The organism is Silvibacterium sp. (genome assembly GCF_047605705.1).
GTDB lineage: Bacteria > Acidobacteriota > Terriglobia > Terriglobales > Acidobacteriaceae > Silvibacterium.
The window spans coordinates 152,081-175,005 of record NZ_JASGFD010000003.1; the positions used below are offsets into that span (position 1 = coordinate 152,081).

General features: G+C 60.1%; 17 protein-coding genes. 9 read left to right on the plus strand and 8 right to left on the minus strand.

The window, feature by feature from the left end; genetic code table 11:
• The first annotated feature begins 107 nt into the window (after positions 1 to 107).
• The 6 genes from QM649_RS02075 to QM649_RS02100 all read left to right on the plus strand — a co-directional run bounded on the left by QM649_RS02075 (position 108) and on the right by QM649_RS02100 (position 10,584).
• Positions 108 to 2,609 carry a zinc-dependent metalloprotease gene (locus QM649_RS02075; RefSeq protein ID WP_415197343.1) on the plus strand — a complete coding sequence of 834 codons (2,502 nt, stop codon included), beginning with the start codon at positions 108 to 110 and terminating at the stop codon, positions 2,607 to 2,609.
• Between the two features lie 208 nt (positions 2,610 to 2,817).
• Positions 2,818 to 4,167, plus strand: coding sequence for a diguanylate cyclase (locus QM649_RS02080; RefSeq protein WP_415197344.1), 1,350 nt, complete (start codon positions 2,818 to 2,820; stop codon positions 4,165 to 4,167).
• Between the two features lie 156 nt (positions 4,168 to 4,323).
• Positions 4,324 to 5,415: a LacI family DNA-binding transcriptional regulator gene (locus tag QM649_RS02085; RefSeq protein ID WP_415197345.1), complete on the plus strand. Its 1,092-nt coding sequence runs from the start codon at positions 4,324 to 4,326 to the stop codon at positions 5,413 to 5,415.
• A gap of 228 nt (positions 5,416 to 5,643) precedes the next feature.
• Positions 5,644 to 7,005, plus strand: a complete 1,362-nt coding sequence (locus QM649_RS02090) for a hypothetical protein (protein ID WP_415197346.1) — start codon at positions 5,644 to 5,646, stop codon at positions 7,003 to 7,005.
• A gap of 107 nt (positions 7,006 to 7,112) precedes the next feature.
• A complete protein-coding gene (locus QM649_RS02095) occupies positions 7,113 to 8,099 on the plus strand; it encodes an aldo/keto reductase (RefSeq protein ID WP_415197347.1) in 987 nt (328 codons plus the stop codon).
• 340 nt (positions 8,100 to 8,439) lie between these two features.
• Positions 8,440 to 10,584 (plus strand): beta-galactosidase, encoded by a 2,145-nt coding sequence (locus QM649_RS02100; RefSeq protein ID WP_415197348.1) that lies wholly within the window; start codon positions 8,440 to 8,442, stop codon positions 10,582 to 10,584.
• A 65-nt stretch (positions 10,585 to 10,649) separates the two neighbouring features.
• Here the strand turns inward: QM649_RS02100 and QM649_RS02105 are convergent, their stop codons facing one another.
• From QM649_RS02105 to QM649_RS02135, 7 genes are all read right to left on the minus strand, one after another.
• Positions 10,650 to 11,096, minus strand: a complete 447-nt coding sequence (locus tag QM649_RS02105) for a hypothetical protein (protein WP_415197349.1) — start codon at positions 11,094 to 11,096, stop codon at positions 10,650 to 10,652.
• A gap of 1 nt (position 11,097) precedes the next feature.
• Complete coding sequence (gene hpnH / locus QM649_RS02110) at positions 11,098 to 12,231, minus strand: adenosyl-hopene transferase HpnH (RefSeq protein ID WP_415197350.1); 1,134 nt, start codon at positions 12,229 to 12,231, stop codon at positions 11,098 to 11,100.
• Between the two features lie 85 nt (positions 12,232 to 12,316).
• Entirely contained in the window at positions 12,317 to 14,422 is a 2,106-nt protein-coding gene (gene shc, locus QM649_RS02115) for a squalene--hopene cyclase (RefSeq protein WP_415197351.1), read from the minus strand.
• Between the two features lie 50 nt (positions 14,423 to 14,472).
• Entirely contained in the window at positions 14,473 to 15,501 is a 1,029-nt protein-coding gene (locus tag QM649_RS02120) for a 4-hydroxy-3-methylbut-2-enyl diphosphate reductase (RefSeq protein ID WP_415197352.1), read from the minus strand.
• A gap of 70 nt (positions 15,502 to 15,571) precedes the next feature.
• Complete coding sequence (locus tag QM649_RS02125) at positions 15,572 to 15,961, minus strand: hypothetical protein (RefSeq protein WP_415197353.1); 390 nt, start codon at positions 15,959 to 15,961, stop codon at positions 15,572 to 15,574.
• Between the two features lie 202 nt (positions 15,962 to 16,163).
• Positions 16,164 to 17,762: an alpha/beta hydrolase gene (locus QM649_RS02130; protein ID WP_415197354.1), complete on the minus strand. Its 1,599-nt coding sequence runs from the start codon at positions 17,760 to 17,762 to the stop codon at positions 16,164 to 16,166.
• 111 nt (positions 17,763 to 17,873) lie between these two features.
• Positions 17,874 to 18,899: an aldo/keto reductase gene (locus tag QM649_RS02135; protein WP_415197355.1), complete on the minus strand. Its 1,026-nt coding sequence runs from the start codon at positions 18,897 to 18,899 to the stop codon at positions 17,874 to 17,876.
• Between the two features lie 142 nt (positions 18,900 to 19,041).
• Here QM649_RS02135 and QM649_RS02140 point away from each other — a divergent pair, with 142 nt between their 5' ends.
• Together QM649_RS02140 and QM649_RS02145 are read left to right on the plus strand one after the other, a co-directional pair.
• A complete protein-coding gene (locus QM649_RS02140; protein WP_415197356.1) occupies positions 19,042 to 19,431 on the plus strand; it encodes a bactofilin family protein in 390 nt (129 codons plus the stop codon).
• Positions 19,432 to 19,573: 142 nt separating this feature from the next.
• Positions 19,574 to 20,236: a methyltransferase domain-containing protein gene (locus QM649_RS02145; protein WP_415197357.1), complete on the plus strand. Its 663-nt coding sequence runs from the start codon at positions 19,574 to 19,576 to the stop codon at positions 20,234 to 20,236.
• On the opposite strand, the gene QM649_RS02150 is transcribed toward QM649_RS02145, so the two are convergent.
• A complete protein-coding gene (locus tag QM649_RS02150; protein ID WP_415197358.1) occupies positions 20,226 to 21,404 on the minus strand; it encodes a radical SAM protein in 1,179 nt (392 codons plus the stop codon). The two genes, QM649_RS02145 and QM649_RS02150, sit on opposite strands and share 11 nt — an antisense overlap.
• A 209-nt stretch (positions 21,405 to 21,613) precedes the next feature.
• On the opposite strand from QM649_RS02150, the gene QM649_RS02155 reads away from it, so the two are divergent.
• Positions 21,614 to 22,321, plus strand: coding sequence for a metal-dependent hydrolase (locus tag QM649_RS02155; RefSeq protein ID WP_415197359.1), 708 nt, complete (start codon positions 21,614 to 21,616; stop codon positions 22,319 to 22,321).
• Positions 22,322 to 22,925 lie beyond the last annotated feature (604 nt).

Genomic DNA, 22,925 nt, shown 5'->3' on the forward strand with positions numbered 1-22,925 from the left:
CCTGTTAGGGTTGAGCAGTCTCGATTAGAATCCGGTCAAAGCCTTACACCACTCAAAATCAGATCCGGGCGGCGCACTCAGCGCTGCCTGCCCTGTAAGGATGGCCGATGTACCGTTCCTTCAAGCTCGCCGCGGCGCTTCTGCCTGCCGCCGCTTTCTGCTCGCTTCTCACCGCCGCTCCTGCCATCGCTCAATCCCCTGCCTCCGATTCCTCGATCAGCAAGAAAACTACCGGCATGCGCCACTGGGATGGATTTCTTCCCATGGACTGGGACGCGAAGTCCGGCAAGCTCTATCTTGAGGTCAGCGACTTCGATAAGGAATTCCTCCTTCTCGACCAGCTGCCGTACGGCGTCGGCTCGAACGATCTCGGACTGGATCGAGGTCAACTTGGCCACGGCAGGGTCGTGCGCTTCTATCGCAGCGGCAACAAGGTTCTGCTCATCGAACGTAATCTCACTTACCGTTCGAGCGCGGCCGATCCCGACGAGCGCCTCGCCGTCGAACAGTCCTTCGCACGCTCCGTGGTCTGGGGGTTCCCCGTCGAGGCCGAGGAAAACGGCAAGGTCCTCCTCGACGCCACCGGCTTCTTCCTGCGCGATCCGCATGGCGTAGGCGAGCGCCTGCAGCAGGCCAAGCAGGGCGAATACTCGATCGATTCCAGCCGTTCCGTCATCGTCCCCGAGGATACGAAGGACTTCCCCGAGAACACCGAAGTCCAGGCCATGATCACCTTTGCTGCGCATGGCCATACCGGCAAGCTCATCGATTCGGTTACGCCCGACCCGCATGCCGTCACCGTCGAGGAGCACACCTCGCTCATTCAGCTGCCCGATGACCACTACAAGCCGCGCGCCTTCGATATCCGCGCCGGCTATTTCCCCGAGTCCTGGCGTGACTACTCCACGCCCCTCGGCGATCCCATCGATCTGAACTACATCATCCGCCATCGCCTTGAGAAAAAGGATCCGAACGCGGCCACCAGCGATCCAGTCAAGCCCATCGTCTACTACGTCGATCGTGGCGCGCCCGAGCCGATCCGCTCTGCGCTGGTCGAAGGCGCGAGCTGGTGGAATCAGGCCTTCGAAGCCGCAGGCTTCCGCAATGCTTTTCAAGTTAAGGTTCTGCCCGAAGGCGCGGACCCGATGGACATCCGCTACAACATGATCCAGTGGGTGCATCGCTCCACGCGCGGATGGTCCTACGGCGAAGCCGTCACCGACCCGCGCACCGGAGAAATCATCAAGGGGCAGGTCACGCTCGGCTCACTCCGCGCGCGCCAGGACTACCTGATCGCCGAGGCACTGCTCTCGCCGTATGAGCAGGGCAAGCCCGTCACGCCCGAGATGAAGGAGATGGTGCTCGCACGCATCCGTCAGCTGGCCGCGCACGAAGTGGGCCACACCCTCGGCCTCGCACATAACTTCGCCGCCAGCTCCGTCGCGCCGGGCACCTCGGTGATGGACTACCCCCACCCGTGGGTCACGCTCGATGCTAACGGCCGCCCCGATCTTTCGCATGCCTATCCTATCGGCATCGGCACATGGGATAAGGTCGCCATAGCCTACGGCTACTCCGAGTTCAAACCTGGTTCGGACGAAAAAACGCAGCTCGACAAGATTCTGCGCACCGCCACCGATCACGGCCTGCTCTTCATCACCGACGAGGACTCGCGCCCGCTCGGCAGCGCACATCCACACGCGCATCTCTGGGATAACGGCGCCGATCCGGCCGACGAGCTGAACCGCATCCTCGATGTCCGCGCCGCAGCCCTCAGCCATTTCGGCGAAGGGGCCATCCCGCTTGGCCAGCCGATGAGCGAGCTCGAGCAGACGCTGGTGCCGCTCTATCTGCTGCACCGCTACCAGACACAGGCCGCAGCCAAGGAGATCGGGGGCCTCGACTACCGCTATGCCCTGCGTGGCGATGGTCAGCTCGTCACCGCCATCGTTTCGCCCGAGGAGCAGCACAAGGCGCTCGATGCGGTCCTCAAGACCCTCGACCCTGCCACACTGACTCTGCCGGAATCGCTGCTGAAGATCCTGCCGCCCACACCTCCCGGCTACGACCTCAGCCGCTCGGGCAATCCCGAGCCTTTTCCAGGGCACACCGGGCTCACCTTCGATCCCGAAGGCGCGGTCGAGTCCGCCGCTAACCTGACACTCGACCTGCTCTTTGAACCGAGCCGGGCCTCGCGACTTGTTCAGTATCATGACCGCGAGCCCGCCCAGCCGAGCCTCGACGAAGTGATCGAAGCCACGCTCAAAGCCAGCTGGTATGCGCCGCACCAGTCCGGTCTCGCAGGCCTCACTCAGTTCACAGTGGAGGATGCGGTTCTCAATCACCTGCTTGCACTCGCAGCCAGCAGCGACGCCTCCCCGCAAGCCGCAGCGCAGGCAGAGTACGAGGCTTCAAAACTCAACGACTGGCTCAAGTCTCAGACCGTAAACCTCAGCCTCGATCCCGACCTCAAGGCCGCCTACACAGCCGCCGAGCAGAAGATTGCGGCATTCGAGAAGAACCCCGCAGCCTTCAAGTCGCCGGAAACTCTCGATGCACCTCCGGGCCAGCCCATTGGATCGGATGATGACGATACCGTCATCTACTGATCCGCCTGAATCGAATGAACCGGGAGCCATCGCAACCGCGGTGGCTCTTCTTTTTGGAGCGTATTCTTTCCTTCAAAGGCCTTCAGCTACACGAAGCAGTCACGCAATCCGATGCCTGCCTATCGCCACAGGCGTTGTATATTGAACCATATCCGCCAATCTTCTCTGTAGCGCCTTCCTCGGAATGCCCACGCAAGGAAAAATTCCGATGTCTCTCCGCGCTGATCCCTCTCTGCTCGAGAAGATGGCTGTTCTCCAACGCACCTGCGTCATCCTGGCTGGAACCGTCTCGCTGGTCTTTCTTGCCGGTTGGCTGATTCCCTCGTACGGCCGAATCCTGCCGGCAGGCTGGTCGCTGATGAAGTGCAACACCGCCCTCGCCGGCCTCTTCAGCTCCGCGAGCCTCGCTTCTTCCTGGACGCATCGCCGGCAGCTCAGCCGCGCACTGGCCATCCTGGTCGTTCTGCTGACTCTCACTTCGCTCGCCGAATACATCGCCGGCGCGTCCTTCCATATCGGCAGCCTTTACCTCGACACGCTCCTTGCCTCTGACGTAGATTCTCCGCGTCCGGGCAGAATGGCGCCGCAGACCGGCATCACCTTCGCCCTGATCGGCGTGAATGTCCTTCTGCTTGGAGCAAATACGCGCAGGCTGGCAAGATTCGCCGATCTCCTGGCCTTCACCCTGTGCGTCCTTGTGCTCTTCAATATCTCGGGCAACGTCTTCGGCGCGATGCACCTCTTCGGCCTCACGATGAAGACCCGCACTTCGCCGCAGACGCTGGTCGTGCTCTTCCTGCTCACGTGCGTGGTCTTTACCATCCGGGCAGAGCGAGGCGTCTTCTCGGTGCTCTTCGGCGAAGGCATCGGCAGCCGCATCGCGCGGGTGGCTTCTCCCTTCGCGCTCTTTCTGCCGTTGTTGCTTGAGATGGCCCGCGGAGCCTCGATCAAGGCGCAGCTCCTTAGCCCTGAATATGCAACAGCGATCGTAGCGTCCACGGCTGCAACGCTCGCCTTCGCTCTGATCCTGCTTCTGGCCTGGCGCATCAACCAGCTGCAAAGTGAAATCAGCGCTCTCTCCCTGCGCGACGATCTCACGGACCTCTACAATCGCCGAGGATTCTACCTGCTGGCAGGCCAGGCACGCCGTCTTGCGCAACGCGGCGGCTCGTCTTACTCGGTGCTTTTTATCGACCTCGACAATCTGAAGCAGATCAACGATCGCTATGGGCACGACGTCGGTTCGGAGTTTCTCCTCGAACTGGCCACGCGCATGAAGGAAACCTTTCGCGACACAGACATCATCGGCCGTGTGGGCGGCGACGAGTTTCTCGTCGCAGGCGAGTGGGATGCAGCGGAAGCCCAGCAACTCGCCAAGCGCCTGGAGAACGCCGCTCTTCGCCCGCAATTCGGATCCGAGCTGCCAGCCCCTCTGACATTCAGCTGGGGACATGCCACGGCCGAGGGCAGCAGCGTGGAGCCTCTCGACAATCTCATCAGCCGCGCCGATAGTGCCATGTACACGCTCAAGCGAAGCCGGAAGCTGGCTGCAATCTAAACTCGCTTAGCCTCACGGTGAGCGCTTTCTGCGACCGCCTTATAAAGCTCCGGAATTGTGTCAAATTCCTGATGGCATCGAAAAAATCGATTTAATCCGCCATCGCTTGCCCGATTCGCTCGCTCTCACTTCGGCTCTCGTGCTAAAACATCCGCTATGAGTAAGAAGAAGCCGGAGTCCGGCACCGCGCAAGGCCCGATCAATCTGCGCCAGCTCTCTGAACTGCTCCGCCTCTCGCAGACCACCATCTCGCTTGTGCTGAACGACTCACCCGCTGCGAAGTCCATTCCCGAACATACGCGCGCTCGCGTCTTCGAGGCAGCCCGCAAGTTCCAGTACCGCCCCAACTACTTCGCGCGCTCTCTGCGCCGCAGCAAGAGCATGGCGGTCGGCGTGCTTGCTCCGGATCTCAGCGAAGGCTACTTCACCCTCGTCATGCAGGGCGTAGAAGAGACCCTGCTCCGCTCTCACTACTTCTACTTCACCGCCAGCCACTATTGGCAGCCGGAGCTGATGCAGGAGTACCCGCGGCTGCTCGCTGAGCGCGCGGTCGATGGATACCTGCTGCTCAATACGCCTGCTGCCTTCTCGAGCCCACTGCCTACCGTTGCCATCTCCGCGCATCATGACGCTGCCGGCGTTACCAATGTTGTGCTCGATCACCGCCGGGCTGCCGAGCTCGCACTGCGGCATCTCTATGAGCATGGGCATCGCCACATCGCCTTCATGAAAGGCCCGGAAATCATCCCCGACACCGAATTCCGCTGGAAGGCAATCCTGCAGGTTGCAGAGGAACTGGATATTGAGGTCCTGCCTGAGCTATCCATCCAGCTTTCCGCCGATAGCTGGTCGCCTGAGATCGGCTATCAGCCGATGAAGGCTCTGCTCGAGCGCACCCACGCCTTTACCGCCATCTTCTGCTTTAACGACATCTCCGCCATCGGAGCGATCCGCGCCATCCACGACGCAGGGCTTTCCGTACCCGGCGATATCTCTGTCATCGGCTTCGACGACATCATCAGCGCTGCCTACCAGAAGCCCAGCCTCACCACCGTGCGTCAGCCGTTGCGCGAGATGGGTAGCGAGGGCGCGCAGATACTCCTCGATCTCATCGCCGATCCCAAAAGGCAGCAGCCCTCCGAAGTGCTCATGCAGCCCGAGCTCATCGTGCGCGAGTCCACGGGTGCGGCTCCGGCGCATCTGGCCACGAGCTCCACCATGAAGCCGACACGCCGCCGCACACGCTAGCTGTGAAATCACGGAGGTGGTCACGACCCGCCTCCGTCGCCGTAAGACAACACCCTCCACACAAGCAGATAGCGCTTCCGAAAAAGCCTTTACCCATCCCAGGCCACCTGCTATAAAGGCGCCAACCTCCCCACCACGGCCTGTCTCGCGTTCCGTAAGCGCTGGAGAGCTGGCCCCATCCCAAACGAACGTCCATCCACAGCGTTCCCACGCGCTTGGGAGATTCCTATGTCCTCGATTCATTCCGCAAGAATGATCTGCGCCGGCATACTCATGTTCGGATTGCTGACCGCGCACGCGCAGCAAACCGTCACCACTCCCGGAGGCAGTTCCGGCTACATCCCCGCCTTCACCGGCACAACCACCATCGGAAGTTCCATCATCCAGACGAACTCTACCGGGGTCGGCATCGGCAGAGCTCCGAATGGCACGCTCGACGTGAACGGCCAGATTGTCGCACGCGGCTGGCTCACCATGGCGCGCCTCGGGAACGCCACCACCAGCGCCGGTTCTAACTCTGCCCCGATCCTCTTCCAGACCTCCGGCTACAACAGCAGCTCCAAAGCAGACCAGACACCGTACTTTCAATTCCAGGCGAATGCGGTGAACAACAATACGTCCACGCCGGGCGCCACGCTCAATTTTCTATACGGCAACGGCACGTCAGCACTCGCAGATACCGGTCTGTATATCAACTCGAACGGCACAATTCACTTCGCTTCCGCCCAAACATTTCCCTCCACGGCCAACGGCATTACCTCCGTCGCTCATGACAACTCCCTCACCGGTGCAGGCACAAGCGCGAGCCCGCTCGGCATCAACGGAGTCACAACCAACGCCAGCTTCACTGGCAGCGGCACCGCTGCCTCGCCGCTGGCGTTCTCCGCAAATGTCGCGATGCCGGGCACCCTCACCACCTCCGGCGCAATCACCGGCTCCACCTCATCCTCTGACGCAATCTATGGCAACTCCACCAACGCCTACGGCACCGGTGTCACCGGCGTTTCCTATGGCACCTATGGATATGGCATGGTTGCAGAAGGCACGGTCGACGGCATCTACGCCTACGGAGGCACATACGCCGGACAGTTCTATGGCAATGTCGCCATCAATGGCAACCTCTCGAAATCCGGAGGCTCTTTCAAGATCGATGATCCTCTCGATCCCGAGAACAAATATCTCTCCCACTCCTTCGTCGAATCGCCCGACATGATGAACATCTACAACGGCAATGTCACCACCGACAGCAGCGGCTACGCCAAGGTCGACATGCCGGCCTGGTTTGAAGCGCTCAACCAGGACTTCCGCTATCAGCTCACACCCATCGGTCAGTTCTCGCAAGCCATCGTGGCAAGCGAAATCAGTACCAACTCTTTCACCATCCGTACAGACAAGCCGAACGTGAAGGTTTCATGGCAGGTCACCGGCGTCCGTCATGATGCATGGGCGAACGCGCACCGTATCCCCGTCGAAGAGGACAAGGCAGAGCAGGACCGCGGCCGTTTCCTGCATCCGGAACTCTTCGGACACAAGGAACAGCCCAGCATCTCGCTCTATCGTCCTCCGCTGTCATCGCCTGCTTCTCGATAACGCCATCGCCGCGCACCTCCCCCGCGCGGTGATTCGTTCTGGAGCCCGACACGCGCTTGCCGCATCCAACAGCAGGCAACGCGACGCCATCGCGTACAGGATCCTGCATGCAATATGTGAATCTCGGCCGCACCGGCCTCAAAGTCTCCCGCATCTGCCTCGGCACCATGACCTACGGCACAAAGAAGTGGCGCGAATGGGTGCTCGAAGAAGAAGAGAGCCGCCCCTTTATCCAGCGCGCCCTCGAAGCCGGCATCAATTTCTTCGACACCGCCGACATGTACTCGGTCGGCGCAAGCGAGGAGATTCTCGGCCGCGCCCTCCGCGACTTCGGTCCTTCGCGGGATAAGGTTGTCATCGCAACCAAAGTCTTTAATCCCATGGGCGACGATCCCAACCAGCGCGGCCTCTCACGCAAGCACATCCATCACGCCATCGACGACAGCCTCCGCCGCCTGGGCACCGATTACGTCGACCTCTACCAGATTCACCGTTTCGATCCGCTCACCCCGATCGAAGAAACCATGGAGGCGCTCCACGATGTCGTGCGCGCGGGCAAGGCCCTCTACATCGGGGCTTCGTCCATGTACGCCTGGCAGTTCCAGAAGATGCAGCACATCGCCGAGCGTAATGGCTGGACGAAATTCGTCACCATGCAGAACCACTACAACCTCGTCTATCGCGAAGAGGAGCGGGAGATGATTCCGCTGTGCGTCTCCGAAGGCATCGGTCTCATTCCGTGGAGCCCGCTCGCTCGCGGCTTCCTTACCGGCAGCCGTAAACGCGGCGATAAGGGCGATACCCTTCGCGCCAAAACCGACGAATACGCGCACGGCCTTTACTACCGCGACTCCGACTACACCGTCGTCGACCGCATCACGGAGATTGCTGCAAAGCACGGTGTAAACAATGCGCAGGTGGCTCTCGCGTGGATGCTTACGAAACCTGGCATCACGGCCCCTATCATCGGCGCCAGCAAGATGCATCACCTTGAGGATGCCCTCAAATCACTTGAGCTCACGCTCACGCCGGAAGAGATCAAGTCTCTTGAAGAGCCCTACGAACCGCATCCAATCCTCGGACACAGCTACTAGGTTGTATCGACATACTCTGAACGCCTGCCTTTCGCAGGATTTTTCAAAAAAGCTTGTCATTCCTACCGAAGCGAGACAGTCTCCTTGTCTCGCGTAGTGGAGGAACCTGCAGTTTGCTTTACACATTCGAGGATGTTCTAAAGCCAGCAGCCCCACTGCAGGTTTCTCCACTAGCTACCTGCGGTCGCTTCGGTCGGAATGACAGCTTCGAGGTCAAAACATAGCAGCCAAACAATGTGCGAATACGCCCTCTGCAGACACCGCCACGACCTCAAGCCGCCGGCATCTTCCCCTATGCCGGCGGCTTCTTGTATAACGTCCGGCGAGGGCCCACACCTGCATGAATCGCCGTGAATTCTTTGCCGTCGGCACCGCCGGAGCAGCGACGCTCTTCTCCGCGCGCGGATTTGCCGCTCTTTCTGCCGCCCCAGCTGCCTCACCATCCATTCCACCACTGCTCTTCGGCGTCGATTACTATCCCGATCAAACACCCGAACATTTATGGGAGGAAGACGCGGCTGCGATGGCTGCAGCGGGCGTCACCAACGTGCGCATCGCCGAATTTGCCTGGGGCCTGATGGAGCCGAGCGAAGGCGCCTATGACTTCCGCTGGCTCGACCGCGCGGTCGCGATTCTCCATGCGCACAACATTGGCTGCATCCTCGGCACTCCCTCGGCCGCACCGCCGCCATGGCTCTCGCAAAAATATCCCGAGGTGTTGATGGTGAACGAGCACGGCGTGACGCTTGCACCGGGCACCCGCCGTTTCACCTGTCCGACGAACACCACCTACCGCCGTCTATCGGTGAACATCGCAACGGAAATGGCGAAGCACTTCGCCTCCACGCCCGGCATCATCGGCTGGCAGATCGACAACGAACTCACGCTCGGTGACAGTGCCCGCTGCTACTGCCGTTCTTGCCGAGAGGGTTTTCAGCAGTGGCTGAGAAAACGATATCCCTCACTCGACGCAATCAACCAGACTTGGGGCACCGTCTTCTGGAGCAATACTTACACGGACTTCTCCCAGATCCCCGTCCCGCTTCCCTCCGGTGCACCGCCCAATCCCGGTTTTGCCCTCGACTATTACCGCTATCAGAGCGATGCCAATGCCTCGTTCCTCGAAGAGCAGCTGACTGTACTCCGCCGGCTCTGCCCACAGCACTTCATCACCACGAATAACGCAGGACTGGTCGACAACCTCAACCTGCGCGATCTCTATCGCAATCTCGATTTCGCCTCGGCCGACAACTATCCCAGCTTCTTCGCCATCATCCTTGCCGACTCCGGCGCCTCGCTACCGCCCGAAGCTATCGCCGCTCTTACCTCGCTCGGCCACGACACAGCGCGAGGGCTCAAGGACGGCAAACCCTTCTTCATCATGGAAGAGCAAAGCGGCAAATCCGGCCAGCCTTTCTTCTCGCCGCAGCCCGAACCAGGACAGCTTCGTCTCTGGTCGTACCAGGCCGTCGCCCATGGCGCATTCGGTATCAACTATTTCCGCTGGGATACTGCTGTCTTCGGTGCCGAAGAATACTGGCATGGCCTGCTCCGGCACGATCGCTCGCACAGCCCCGGCTTCGACGAAATCGTCCAGACCATGCGCGAGCTGAAGTCCCTCGGACCGGAAGCACTCCACGCCCCTTATGATGCCCAGCTCGGCCTCATCCTCGACCTTAGCTCTGACTGGGCACTCACCTTCCAGCCCGGTCAGCCGAAGCTCAAGTACCTGAGCGAGCTCACCAGCTGGTACGGCTCCCTCGCGGCGACTGGCCGCGGCGTCGACATCCTAGAAGGCACGGAGGATCTCTCGCGCTACAAGGCCATCTTCGCCCCGCTCCTGTATGTCGTCAGCGCCCAGCAGGCCGAGCGCATCCGCGCCTATGTTCAGGGTGGAGGGCTCTTCTTTGCCGGCTTCCGGCTCGGCGTGAAGGACGAGCGCTCCCGCATCGTCGAGACACCACTCCCCGGCCTGCTACGGGACGTGATGGGCGTCGAGCTCTATGACTACCAGCCGATCTATGCCGAGACCCAGAACGTGAAGTTCACCGGCGCGCTCGCCGCCGCCGATGCACCAGTTCACCTCTGGGCCGACATCCTCATACCAAAGGAAGCCGACGTTCTGGCCACCTACACCGGGGGCGCGAACCCCGGCAAAGCGGCCATCACCGCAAACAGCTTCGGAAAAGGAAAAGCCTTCTATCTCGGAGCACATCTCGAAGGTCCGGAGCTGGCACGGGTGCTCCTGACCCTGCTCGCGAGCCATAATGTTCCGCGCGCCTTCGAAGCTCCAGCCGGGGTCGAGATTTCCTCCCGCAACGCGAACGGCAATCGCTGGACCTACTTCCTCAACCACAACTCCGAACCGCAGACCGTCCCACTCAAGGAGTCGTATCAGGACGCCTTCGACAGCTCGGCCGTCTCTGGTACGCTCACCTTGCCCGCCTACGGAGTTCGCGTCCTGAAAAGCAAGGCTCGCGGATAACGCCCTAAAAACAAAGCGCGGAGGCATTAGCCTCCGCGCTTCGCTTCATCCAGTTGAGCGTCAATCTAATCCAGCTTCTCAGCTTCGATACCGATGTTCTTCTCGCCCGCAGCCTTCTTTTCGAGGTACTTCTTCACCCACGCCTCGAAAGTCTTACCCGCAGCCGTGTCGCGGCCGGTAAAAGCCAGTGCTGCGATATCTCCGTAAGGAATGGTCAGCTTCGTGCGCTCCGTCGACGGAATAATCCGCACAGCCGAGTTCTGCAGATTGGTGCCGGTCCGCCGGTCAAAGATATAGCCGTTCACCTGCTGGCCGCTCTTGAGCGTGAGCGTGACGTCGCCGCGATAATCGAAGGCCTTTTCCAGGGCTTCGAAGGTCTCGGCGTCAGAGGCGAGCGACGGAATCCAGCCTTCCAGATTCTCGCGCTCGCGTCCGGCGATGTGTTCGATCTCGTCAGCGCTCTGCTGACGAAGTTGCTCGATGCGCAGATGCTCCTGCTGTTCGGTCGCCATGTTAGTCTCCAGCCACCGTTTCGAGTGAGTGCTTCGTCTTCGCTGCTTCGATCTGCACCAGTGGATGCGACGCGGCCGGCTTCCACTCGTTCAGCAGCTTCTGCGCTTCGGCATCGGGATAGAGCGACGGGAACATGTACTTCTTCGCCGTCTCCCAGAAGCCCTTCAGAGAGCCGAAGTTGTAATCGACCGCTGATGCTTCGTGACCGGAGTGCACCATGCAGTTCGCGCACTGGGGATTGCCGCTCTTCGCACCGTAGTTCTCCCACTTGGTCGAATCCAGCATCTCCTGGAAGGTATCGGCGTAGCCGTCCTGCAGCAGGTAGCAGGGCTTCTGCCAGCCAAAGATGGAGAAGGTCGGCATGCCCCAGGGCGTGCATTCAAAGTTCTGCTTACCCATCAGGAACTCAGAGAAGAGCGGATGGGTGTTGAACTGCCAGCTCTTCTTACGGTTCGAGAGGATCGCGCGGAAGAGCTTGCGCGACCGGGCCTTGCCGAGGAAATGATTCTGGTCCGGCGCCTTTTCGTAGGTGTAGCCAGGCGAGACCATCATGCTCTCGACGCCAGCGGCCATCAACTCATCGAAGTGCGCGCGCACCGAGTTCGGATCCGCGCCGTCGAAAAGAGTGGTGTTGGTGGTTACGCGGAAACCCGCAGCAACGGCGGCGCGAACGCCTTCCATCGCCATATCGTGACCGCCCTCGCGGCAGACCGCGAAGTCGTGATGCTCCTTCTGCCCATCCACGTGGACAGAGAAGGAGAGATACTTGCTCGGCTTGAACAGATGAAGCTTTTCTTTCAGAAGCAGCGCGTTCGTGCACATGTACACGTACTTCTTGCGCGCCACCAGGCCGGCTACAATCTCCGGCATCTTGGGGTGGAGCAAGGGTTCGCCGCCGGGAATCGAAACCATCGGCGCGCCGCACTCTTCCACCGCCTTGAAGCACTCTTCCGGCGTCAGCTCAGCCTTGAGAATGTGCGCCGGGTACTGGATCTTTCCGCAGCCCGCGCAGGCCAGGTTGCAGCGGAACAGCGGCTCGAGCATGAGCACGAGCGGATACCGCTTGCGTCCGCTGAGCTTCTGCTTCAGCACATACGATGCAACCGTCCATGCCTGTGAAATCGGTACGCCCATCGTTCTCCCCTGAATCTGATAACTGATCTGAAGTTCAGATCGAATACTGAAATCGAATCTCTTTTACTGACTGCGAGCGAAAAACTCAATCGCCCTTTTCCAGCGCCCGCTTATAGTTTGTCAACGCGAGCAGCGGGAAGTAGTTCCGGTACAAGTGATACGCAAGATAGAAGACCCGCGGGAACCCTGTGCCGGTGTAAATCGCCTGCCGCTGTGCGCCTTCACCGAGACTCTCATCCCATGAACCGTCTTCCTGCTGATGCGCGAGGATCCACTTGATGCCCTTGGCCACAGAATCGCTGCGCTTGTCTCCGGCCGCGAGCAGACCCAGGATCGCCCAGGCCGTCTGTGAGGGCGTGCTGACACCGACGCCGCGCGCCGAAGGATCGTCGTAGCTGCCGCAGCTTTCGCCCCAGCCGCCGTCGGCGTTCTGCACCGAGCGAATCCACTCCGCCGCCTGCTGTACCTGCGGCTCATGGTTCCACACGCCGATGGCCTCAAGGCCACGCAGCACCAGGAAGGTGCCGTACAGATAGTTCACACCCCAGCGGCCGAACCAGCTTCCATCCGGCTCCTGCTCGTCATAGATGAACTTGATCGCCTTCTCGATGCGCTTATCCTTGCGCGTGTATCCGTAGGCAGCCAGCATCTCGAGCATGCGTCCGGTGATATCCACCGTCGGCGGGTCCAGCATCGCGTTGTGGTCGGCAAATGGGATGTACTGGAAGATCATCTTCGTGTTGTCTTTGTCGAAGCTCGCCCAGCCGCCGTTTTTGCACTGCATGCCGAAGAGCCATTCAATGGCGCGCTGCGCCACGTCGTACTGATAACGTTCCCGGGGGTTATCGACCTTGCTCAGCGCAAGCAGAACCTGCGCAGAATCATCGGTATCCGGGTAAAACTCGTTGTTGAACTCGAAGTACCATCCGCCCGGCTCCACGCCCCGGACCTTGACCGCCCAGTCGCCCTTATGACGAACTTCCTTAGCCAACATCCAGTCGACGGCCTTGAGCAGACGGGAATCGTTGCGCGAAACTCCAGCCTCACCCAGCGCATAGACGGCCTGCGCCGTATCCCAGACCGGGGACACGCATGGCTGCATGCGGAAGGTCGGTTCGGCATAGTCCGGAGTGCCATTTGGCGCATCGATACCCAGCTTTTCGAATTCGTCCATCGCCCGGATCACCTGCGGATCGTCGAGCGAATAGCCGAGGCAGCGCATCGCGATGACCGAGTTCAGAATGCCTGGATAGATAGCTCCCAGACCGTCCGACATCTCCATGCGCTCGAGCATCCACTTTTCGGCCTTCTTCAGTGCGATCTTGCGCAGCGGCCGGATGTGAATCCGCTCCATCCAGTGGGTCACCCGGTCGCAGACCAGGAAGAAATTCCGCCAGCTGACCAGTTTCTTACAGTCGAACTTCAGGCGCAGATCAGCATTCTCGCGGCCGCCGACGAAGAGTTCATCGATCCCCTGCTCCGGAGAGAGCTTCTTGAACGGCTTCTTCGCATACGCGATCGAAAGCGGCACCAGGATGGCCCGCGACCACGATGAGATCTCGTACAGGTTGAAGTAAAACCAGTTCGGAAACAGCACGATCTCCGGCGGAATGGCCGGAACCGCGTCATAGTCATACTGGCCGAGACCGCAGAGATAGATCTTGGTAAAGGTGTTGCACTCGGTCACGCCGCCGTTGGCGAGAATCCACTCCCGCGCCTTCGCCATCGCCGGATGATCGGGGCTCATGCCCATGAGCTTGCCGGCAAAGTAACCCTTCACCGAAAGGCTGATATTCGACGGTCCGCCGGGATAGTTCGACCAGCCGCCGTCCACATTCTGAAAGCGGAAGATCTCCGTGAGCGCGCGCTGCATCTTGCCGGCGTCGCCGGTACCCAGCAGCACATGCGCAAAGATATAGTCCGCCTCGAGCATCGAGTCGGCTTCCAGCTCGCCGCACCAGAACCCTTCCGGATCCTGCTGCGAAAAGATGAAGTCGCGCGATTTCTCCGCGGCTGACTCCACATCCGTCAGGTCGGCATCAATACGCCCAAAACGAACCCTGCCCGCGGCAGGGTTCGTGGCGGATGCTGTACCTTTCGTCTGTGTCTCCACCCCTCGTGACTGATTTCCCCTGGCGGGGTCGGGGTTCTCGGGAGCTCCGGATTGGGAATATTCGAATCGTGTACTCATTCTGTCCGAGTCGCCGGCCTGACGTGCTCCGGCTGCTGCTCTGCTTACGGTTAGACCGCTGCCGAGGTTCCACCGGGAGCTGCCTGGATCGCCTGAACGATCTCCGGCGGCAGACCGAACCGCACGTTCTCCGGCATGACTTCGACTTCTTCGACCGAACCGTAGCCGCGCTCCTGCAGATAAGCGACCACGTCCTCCACCAGGACCTCAGGAGCCGAAGCGCCCGCAGTCACGGCAACCGTCGAGATACCGTCCAGCCATGCAGGATCGATGGCCTTCGAGTTCTCAATCAGATAGCCGTTGGTGCCCAGATTCTTTGAAACTTCGACCAGGCGGTTGGAGTTCGAGCTGTTCTGCGAACCCACCACCAGCACCAGGTCGGCGTTATGAGCAACATTCTTCACCGCCGTCTGGCGGTTTTCGGTCGCGTAGCAGATATCCTGCGAATGCGGACCGGCGATATTCGGGAACTTCTCCTTGAGGGCCTGGATGATGTCCCGCGCCTCGTCAAGCGAGAGCGTCGTCTGGGTCAGGTAAGCCACCCGGTTCGGATCGGGAACCTGGAGCGCCTGCACCTCTTCGACATTCGAGACGATCTGGGTCACGTCGGGCGCCTCGCCCATCGTGCCTTCGATCTCATCATGGTCGCGATGGCCGACGAGCACCAGCGAGTAGCCCTGCTTGGCGAACTTGATGGCCTCGACGTGGACCTTCGTGACCAGCGGGCAGGTCGCGTCGATCACCTTGAGCTTGCGGTCCTTTGAGTGCTGGCGCACGGCCGGCGAAACGCCGTGGGCCGAATAGATCACGCGCTTGCCTTCAGGAACCTGATCGATGTCATCGACGAAGATCGCGCCCTTCTCCGCCAGCTCATTCACAACAAAGCGGTTATGGACAATCTCCTTGCGAACGTAGATCGGAGCGCCGAAGGTTTCCAGCGCAATCTTGACGATATCGATCGCACGCACAACGCCGGCACAGAAACCGCGCGGCTTGAGCAGGAGAACACGCTTGTCGTTCGAAGGACCGTCGGTCGCGAGACCGGAGGGCGTAAGGGTATCAACACTGGTGGCTGTCACATCTCTTAGTATACCGTTCTGCGAAAAAACGGGACAGTGGCAAACCGTTCTAACCTATGGAAATGGTTGCCTACGAAGGAACCGATCCAGGTGCCCGGGCGTTAAATTTCTGTTGCACCCGCACGGGGCTGATGCCATCCTTATCGCCACCATGCTCAGCAAAAAGATCGGCACACTCGGATTTCTTCGGTTTTTCGTCGGAACCTCGGCCCTGCTCGTCCTGACGGCCGTATTTCTTCCCGCGCACGCCAGCTTTCGCAATTTTCTGATCGGCCTTGCCGGCGGCTTTCTCGTCGCCTGCACGGCCCTGCTCTTCAACCTGGACTCCGTGGTCTCGAAGGATGACCTCCGCGAGCAGGAAGCTGGAATCCAGACGCTGCGGCTGCGCTGAGCGGGCAATGATCGCAAAGAAAATCGCTCCTCTCATCTTTCTGCGCTCGGCCGTGGGCGTTTGCATCATCCTGCTTTTGTTCGCAGCCTTCGGGCATTTCAAAGAGAACGGCCGCGGTCTCCTGATCGGCGGAGCCGTAGGCCTGTTGATTGGCGTTTTGGCTCAGCTCTTCGTCGACGACCTAAAGCTGACAATCGGTAAAGAGTCAGGGATCCAGTAAACGAGCATCGCATCCCTGACTCAAGCAGATTCTGAGCCTAAGTTCTGCCCATCAGTTCCCAGCCGCCGGCCCGACCCACTTCTGGCCATTATGTCCAGCCGCCCACATGGCAGCGCCAATTTGATCGAACAGCCCCATCCGGTCGTCTCCCACCCGGTAGAGATCGAAGTGCGTACGTCCTTCGATGAACCGAAATTCTGCGTCGCCTCCCAGCTTCGTCAGAACCGCATCGAGCCGGTGCGCCGCGCCATCCAGATAAAACGTGTCCGCCGTGCCCACGTAAAGGTGAATCTTGCCCTTCACCGCCGGGCCTCGGTTTGACCAGTCTGTCTCGAGGGTGTGCGCCAGATCGTAGTGAGCGCCCCAATACGCAACCACCTCGGGGTTCACCGCACCGGTCTCCCGATCGAACATCGGAATGGGGCGCCCGTCGGCTCCCCGAGGCGAGAAGACCCACTCGAACGATCCGATCTGGCCACCGTAATCGCCCAACACTCGCTCCAGCCTGGCAAAGCCCTCAAACGTACCGACAACCTTCCCGTTCATGCGGACCAGTGGATAGAGAGAGCCATCCGGACGGTGGTAGACGTTCGCGCCCGGCGCATAGAGATCCACGCCGGTAAAGTCATGAAAGTCGCTCGGATCGGGCGAGGTCGACCACGTTCCACCGAAAACATTGGGATAGTTGACCTGTAACTGAAGGGTCGCCCAGCCTCCGGACGAGTGCCCGTTCAGGAAGCGTCCCTTCACGGTCCCCACCATGCGGTACTTCGACTCAAGGTTGGGGATGAATTCCGTGGTCAGCGCCGTACCCCAGGGGCCGTTGTTCGCCGAATCGGCAAACTCGTGCGTGCCCGTCGCCCACGACTCGTCGAGCATCACCCAGATCATCGGCGGCATCTTGCCCTCGGCCATGCGCCGATAGATCATGCCGCCAGTTGACTTTGCATAGGCCAGGCCGCCGGTAAAGCCGTGGGTCCAGTAGGCCGCGAGGTAGCGGTCGTTCGGATGCTCCGCATAGCCCGGTGGCAGAATCACCCACGCGCGCATATGCACCGGCCAGCCGAAGAACCGGGTGAGCGCAGGGCTCACAAAGTCCTCAAGATGCGCAGCCTTCTCGGCAGTTTCATTCGCAGCATCCACGTTACGAGGAGCCGGCTTCTCCGCGGTCGCATTCCCGTTCAGGATCAGCTCCGGTTCGGCTCCGATGCCTGGCGTCCAGCCGCGCAGCGGTGTCACCGCGCTGACCAGGTCGCCGTCGCCGCGCCCCGAGTACGCATACGTGTGCCTGGTGTCGAGAACCGCCTGCACCTGGTAATCCCCTGCTTTGAGCGTCGAAAATCCTGCCGGGTAGACCACGTCATCCGTGTCGACCTCAACCTGTGCTCCGGGTTTCAGATCGGCGACCTCTTTTGCGGCCACATAGACAGGCTTCGGTGCAAACGGATCGTCGTCGACCTCCTTCGCGCCCTCACCTTCTGTCAGAAAGATGAGCAGACGCCCGGATACCGGGGCGGCGGAAGCTTCTTTGCCGAGGGTGACGCTGAAAAAGGTGTGAGGACCGGCCGCGGCATGCGCGGAAAAGGTGGGAAGGAGGAAAAGAAAGGCGGAAAAAGCAGTCGAAAGAAGGCGAGCAGGCGCACGGTGCATAACCTGCAAATTCTACGGCAAAGGGAGTAGTCCCCCACCCGGCATTACAGAAATATGGGATATCCGGGTGGCCCCGATACGACTCCATCGGGACCACCCGGGCGTGTTCTTTTAGACCGGCGGCGTATTGCGCTCGGTGAACTGGCGCTGATGCCAATAGGGGTAGATCGGCGTGACCTCGCTGGCCGCATCGAGACGCGCGACCTGCTCATCCGTGAGCTTGAAATCCGCAGTGACGAGGTTCTGCTTAAGCTGCTCCTCATTGCGCGCGCCGATGATGACGCTCGACACCGTGGGACGATGCAGAACCCAGTTCAGCGCGATCTGCGGCACCGAGCGGCCGGTCTCCTTCGCGATCTCATCGAGCACATCCACGACCTTGTAGAGGTGCTCATCCGGGACCGGAGGTCCGTTCTGCGCTGTCAGCGGCAGGCGGCTGCCCTCCGGGATCGGTTGCCCGCGGCGAATCTTGCCTGTCAAACGGCCCCATCCTAGCGGGCTCCAGACCAGCGTACCGACCTTCTGATCGAGACCGAGCGGCATCAGCTCCCACTCAAACTCGCGGCCCACCAGCGAGTAATAGGACTGCTGCGCGACATACCGCGCCCAGCCATAGCGCTCGGAGATGGCCAGCGACTTCATCAGGTGCCAGCCGGAATAGTTCGAGCAGGCGATATACCGGATCTTGCCCGCCTGAACCAGGCCGTTCAGGGTGTCCAGCGTCTCTTCGATCGGCGTGAACGAGTCGACCTCGTGCATGTGATAGATGTCGATGTGGTCAATCTTCAGCCGCTTCAGGCTCGCGTCCACGGCGTTGAGAATATGCCAGCGCGAAGAGCCGACGTCGTTGATCCCGTTCCCCAGACGATAGGTCGCCTTGGTTGAGACCAGCAGCTGGTTCCGTTTCCCCTTGATTGCCTCGCCAAGAACCTCCTCGGCCAGCCCGTCCGAATACACATCCGCTACATCAAAAAGATTGATCCCCGCTTCGAGACAGATATCGACCAGTCGCGACGCCTCACTTGCGCCCGTCTGTCCCCATGCGCGAAAAAATTCGGTTGAACCACCAAAGGTCGCTGCGCCGAAGCTGAGCGCGGAAACCTTCAGACCGGAATGGCCAAGCAGTCTGTATTCCATGCCTCAATGGATGCGGCATCGCGCATCTGGATTCCTGTATCGCGCACATTCCTTACACTCTGCGGGGTGCGCGCCTTGCAGCCGCGCTGGTCCCTTGCGTATAGTTCGACCAAGATCAGTCCTTCTTCTTACAGGAGTGTCCATGCCCCCGTCCGACGCAACAGGCGCCGCCTCAATTGGCAAGTCCGTTCAGATTCGTGGTGAAGTGAAAGGCAGCGAAGACCTTCTGGTTGACGGCCTGGTCGAAGGCACCATCACGCTCACCGAGAGCCGTCTCACCATCGGCCCCAACGCGCGCGTCAAGGCAAACGTCTCGGCCCGCGACGTAGTCATTCTCGGCACCCTGGTCGGCGATATCGCCGCCACCGGCCGCGTGGAACTTCGCTCCGGAGCGAACATTCTTGGCGACGTGAAGGCTGCACGCCTCTCGATCGAAGAGAATGCGATCTTCTCCGGCAAGGTCGACCTGGTGCAGAATGCCGCTCCCGCCGCGGCGGCCGCAGCCCCCACCAGCACCGTCAGCGCATCCTGATTCGGAGAGCGTTGCTGCACGCACCGCTCACGGTTCCAGATTCCGAACTCCAGAAAGCCTGGAGCCTGTTTTGAATTTCGCACAGCAATAAGCGTCAGCAGATTCACGACAGGCTCCATGGAACGAGGTAAGGTAAGCACGCGTGCTTCGCAGCTTCTTCAAGCGAGACCAGGAGCCTGAGCGCAACAGTCCGACTGTGCTCTCAGGCCCGCGTATCCCCCGCCATTCGAGCGCATGGTCAGCCATGCTCAAGCACCTCAAGGAAGAGGAAAGCCTGCGCGTGCTCGACATCGGGCCCACCTCCCCGCAGAACATCAACTTCGTTACTGGCCTCGGTCACAGCATTTACATGGGTGACGTGGTGCATGAATCGTTGACCGGGGCTCCGGACGGCTCGTGGCTTCTGCCCCCGGAAGAAGAAGGTGGCAAACCGCGTTTCAACGTCGAAGGCTTTTTCGAGCAGAACCTGAACTTCGGCGGGCGCCAGTTCGATGTCGTGCTGCTCTGGACCACGCTCGACTATATCCCCGAAGGCCTGATCGAACCGCTGGTAGCGCATCTGCATTCCGCAGTCTCGAAGGGTGGCCGCATCCTCGCGCTCTTCCACAGCAAGATGGCCGGCGCTACAGCCTACTGCCGCTATCACCTGACCGATAACGACACCATCGAGATGCAGGAGACCGAACCGCATCCGATCCAGCGCGTCTACACCAATCGCAGCATCGAGAAGCTCTTCAGCAAGTTCAGCAACTATCGCTTCTTTCTGGCGAAGGACAACCTGTACGAGGTCATCATTACGCGCTGAAGCGCCCTCGGATCACATTGTTCATCCGCTGCGGCTGTGGTCTTTGTCCCTCCACGGAGCGCTTCTGCGCTTCCTCCTCCGTAGTGAAAAGTTCTCCCTGCACCGGAGCCTGTGTCGTCGAAGATGCGGGCCCGGTGTCTCGCGTCAGCAACGCGTCTGTCAATCTGCGGCCTAACCCATGCTTTTGCGTCACCACCCGCACCAGCTCCCGCATTCTCTGTTGGTAGGCCTCCGAGGTGAAGGCGTCTCTAGCGTAACGGCGCTCATAGCTGGGCAACAGTTGCGGAAAGTGCTCCTTCACAAAATCGAGAAACGTGGCCTTCGAGCAGGGCTTGAGAAAAAGCGGCTGTGCGGCGAAGAAGCTCGCATCCGCCTCCTTGGCGCGTCGTGCGACACCTTCCATTGCAGACAGGTTGTCGGTGATCCCTGGCAGCAGCGGTGAACACAGCACACCCGCGCGCAGCCGCGCCTCACGCAGTCTCCGCACAGTCTGGAAACGCAGATCCGGTCGCGGTGCGCGTGGCTCCAGGATGCGAGCCAGCTTCGCATCTGCCGTAGTGATCGTGAGATGAATCACCAGCTCGTGCCTACACGCAATCTCTGTCAGGAGATCGATGTCACGCTCGATCAGCGTCGACTTCGTGACAATCCCCAGACGAAGGCCGCGCCGCTTTGCGAAGACCTCGAGGATTCCGCGAGTCGCGCGCGCACGACGCTCGATCGGCTGGTAAGGATCGGTCGCGGTACCAAGCGCGACTTCCTCTCCCGGATGAAGCTTTGCAATCTCCTGCTCCAGCAGCCAGCGCGAGTTCTCCTTGATAAAGATCTTTCGCTCGAAGTCCGCCGGGTCGCGGAGTTCGAGGAACTCGTGCGTGTAGCGCGCATAGCAGTAGCGGCAGGCAAACTCGCAGCCGCGATACGGATTGATGCTCTTCGCAAACCACAGTCCGCGCCTGGAGACAGAGTTATTGAGCAGCGAGCGCACAGGCAGCGTACGAAATTCGATCTCATGCCCCTCGCCTGCCTCTTCCCCCATCGCCGCCAGCCGTGCAATCCCGGTCAGTTTGCCAGGAGTAGCTTGCGCAGAATCCTCTCTCCCACCGCAGCCGGAGTTGTTGGAATTGAGGATCGGAAACAGCGTACCGATTTTCGCTTTTTCTTCGCTCATGCGAAGACATTACTCCCAGCGCCTGTCGGCGTCAACGGAGAATTTATGCTGTGCTCAGGGCCTCTTGTCCCGCTCGTGCAGAATCCGCCTACTTCCCTGTCGCATCCCATGGCAGGTAGGGCCTTCTACCTCGTTTACCGGCATTTACCTCAGCCACTCTTCGCAAGTGGTATACCCCTCAAGAGACACCTCAAGGAGCATTCACAATCATGGCCGACTTCAAGGGCACCTCCATCACCTGGCTGGGCCACGCGTCCGTACTCATCACGACCGCCCAGGGAACCCAGATCCTCATCGACCCTTTCTTCGCCCATAGCCCCACGTTCCCCAAAGGCTACAAGCTTCCTGAGAAGCTCGACCTGCTGGCGCTGACGCACGGCCACTCCGACCACATTGCCGATGCAGAGCCGGTCGCCAAAGAACACAAGCCGCAGGTTGTGGGCATGGTGGAACTCGTCGGCTGGCTGGCCTCAAAGGGTGTCGAAAACACCGTCGGCATGAACCTCGGCGGCACGTATCGCTACAAGGACGTGGCAATCACGCTGGTCGATGCCAAGCACAGCTCGTCCATTCAGGACGGCGATGAGACCATCTATGCCGGCGTCGCCTCCGGCATTGTCTTCACGATCGAGAATGGCCCGGTGATCTATCACGCCGGCGACACATCGCTTTTCTCCGATCTCAAGCTCATCGGCGAACTCTATCGGCCTGAGATCGGCCTGCTGCCTATCGGCGATCACTACACCATGGGACCGAAGGAAGCCGCCATTGCAGCCAGCTATCTCGGGCTGAAGGCGGTTATCCCGATTCACTGGGGTACATTCCCCGCGCTGACGGGCACGCCTGAAGCGCTCAAGCAGCATCTGGCGTCAGGAATCAGGGCCATTACCCTCGCGCCCGGCGAGACGGCAAAGTAAGTAACGTTTCCACATAAGGCAAAAGGCCCGACCGCCAATGGTCGGGCCCTTCACTTTCTAAGTTCGCAAAACTATCTCCTGACAGCCTGCTTCTTTCTAGCTGTGGTTTTCTTCGCCGCGCTCCGTCGCGGCCTGCCCGGGGCAACCTTCTTCTTTGTCGCGCTAGCCTTGGCCTTCGGGAATTCCACAGATACGGTTGACTTACGCCGGCCGCGTGGGCGACTTGCCCAGCCACTTAGAAGAACCTTGGCCTGCTGTAGAACCGAGATCTGTTGGTCGAGTTCCCGGAGAATCGTCTGAATCTGCACCTGCCCTCCGATCTATTTCTTAGTAAAACCTTTGAGTAGAGGCAATAACTGAAAACACCGCATGATAAATAAATAAAACGATTTAAAGTACTGCGAAAGCATACCCGCGCTGGCGTACTTTGCCAAGGCCGAAGATAGTTACGTTACTCATTTCAGGACATTATCTGCCTAAAGTGGACACTAAAGCAGACTGAACCTTTGCCCAGTACCAGGTCTCTTTTGAGATAACGAATATTTACTCTTCCTGCCCTGGGCTGGATATGGAACGGGAAGAGCGTGGGGCTGGTATGGAATAG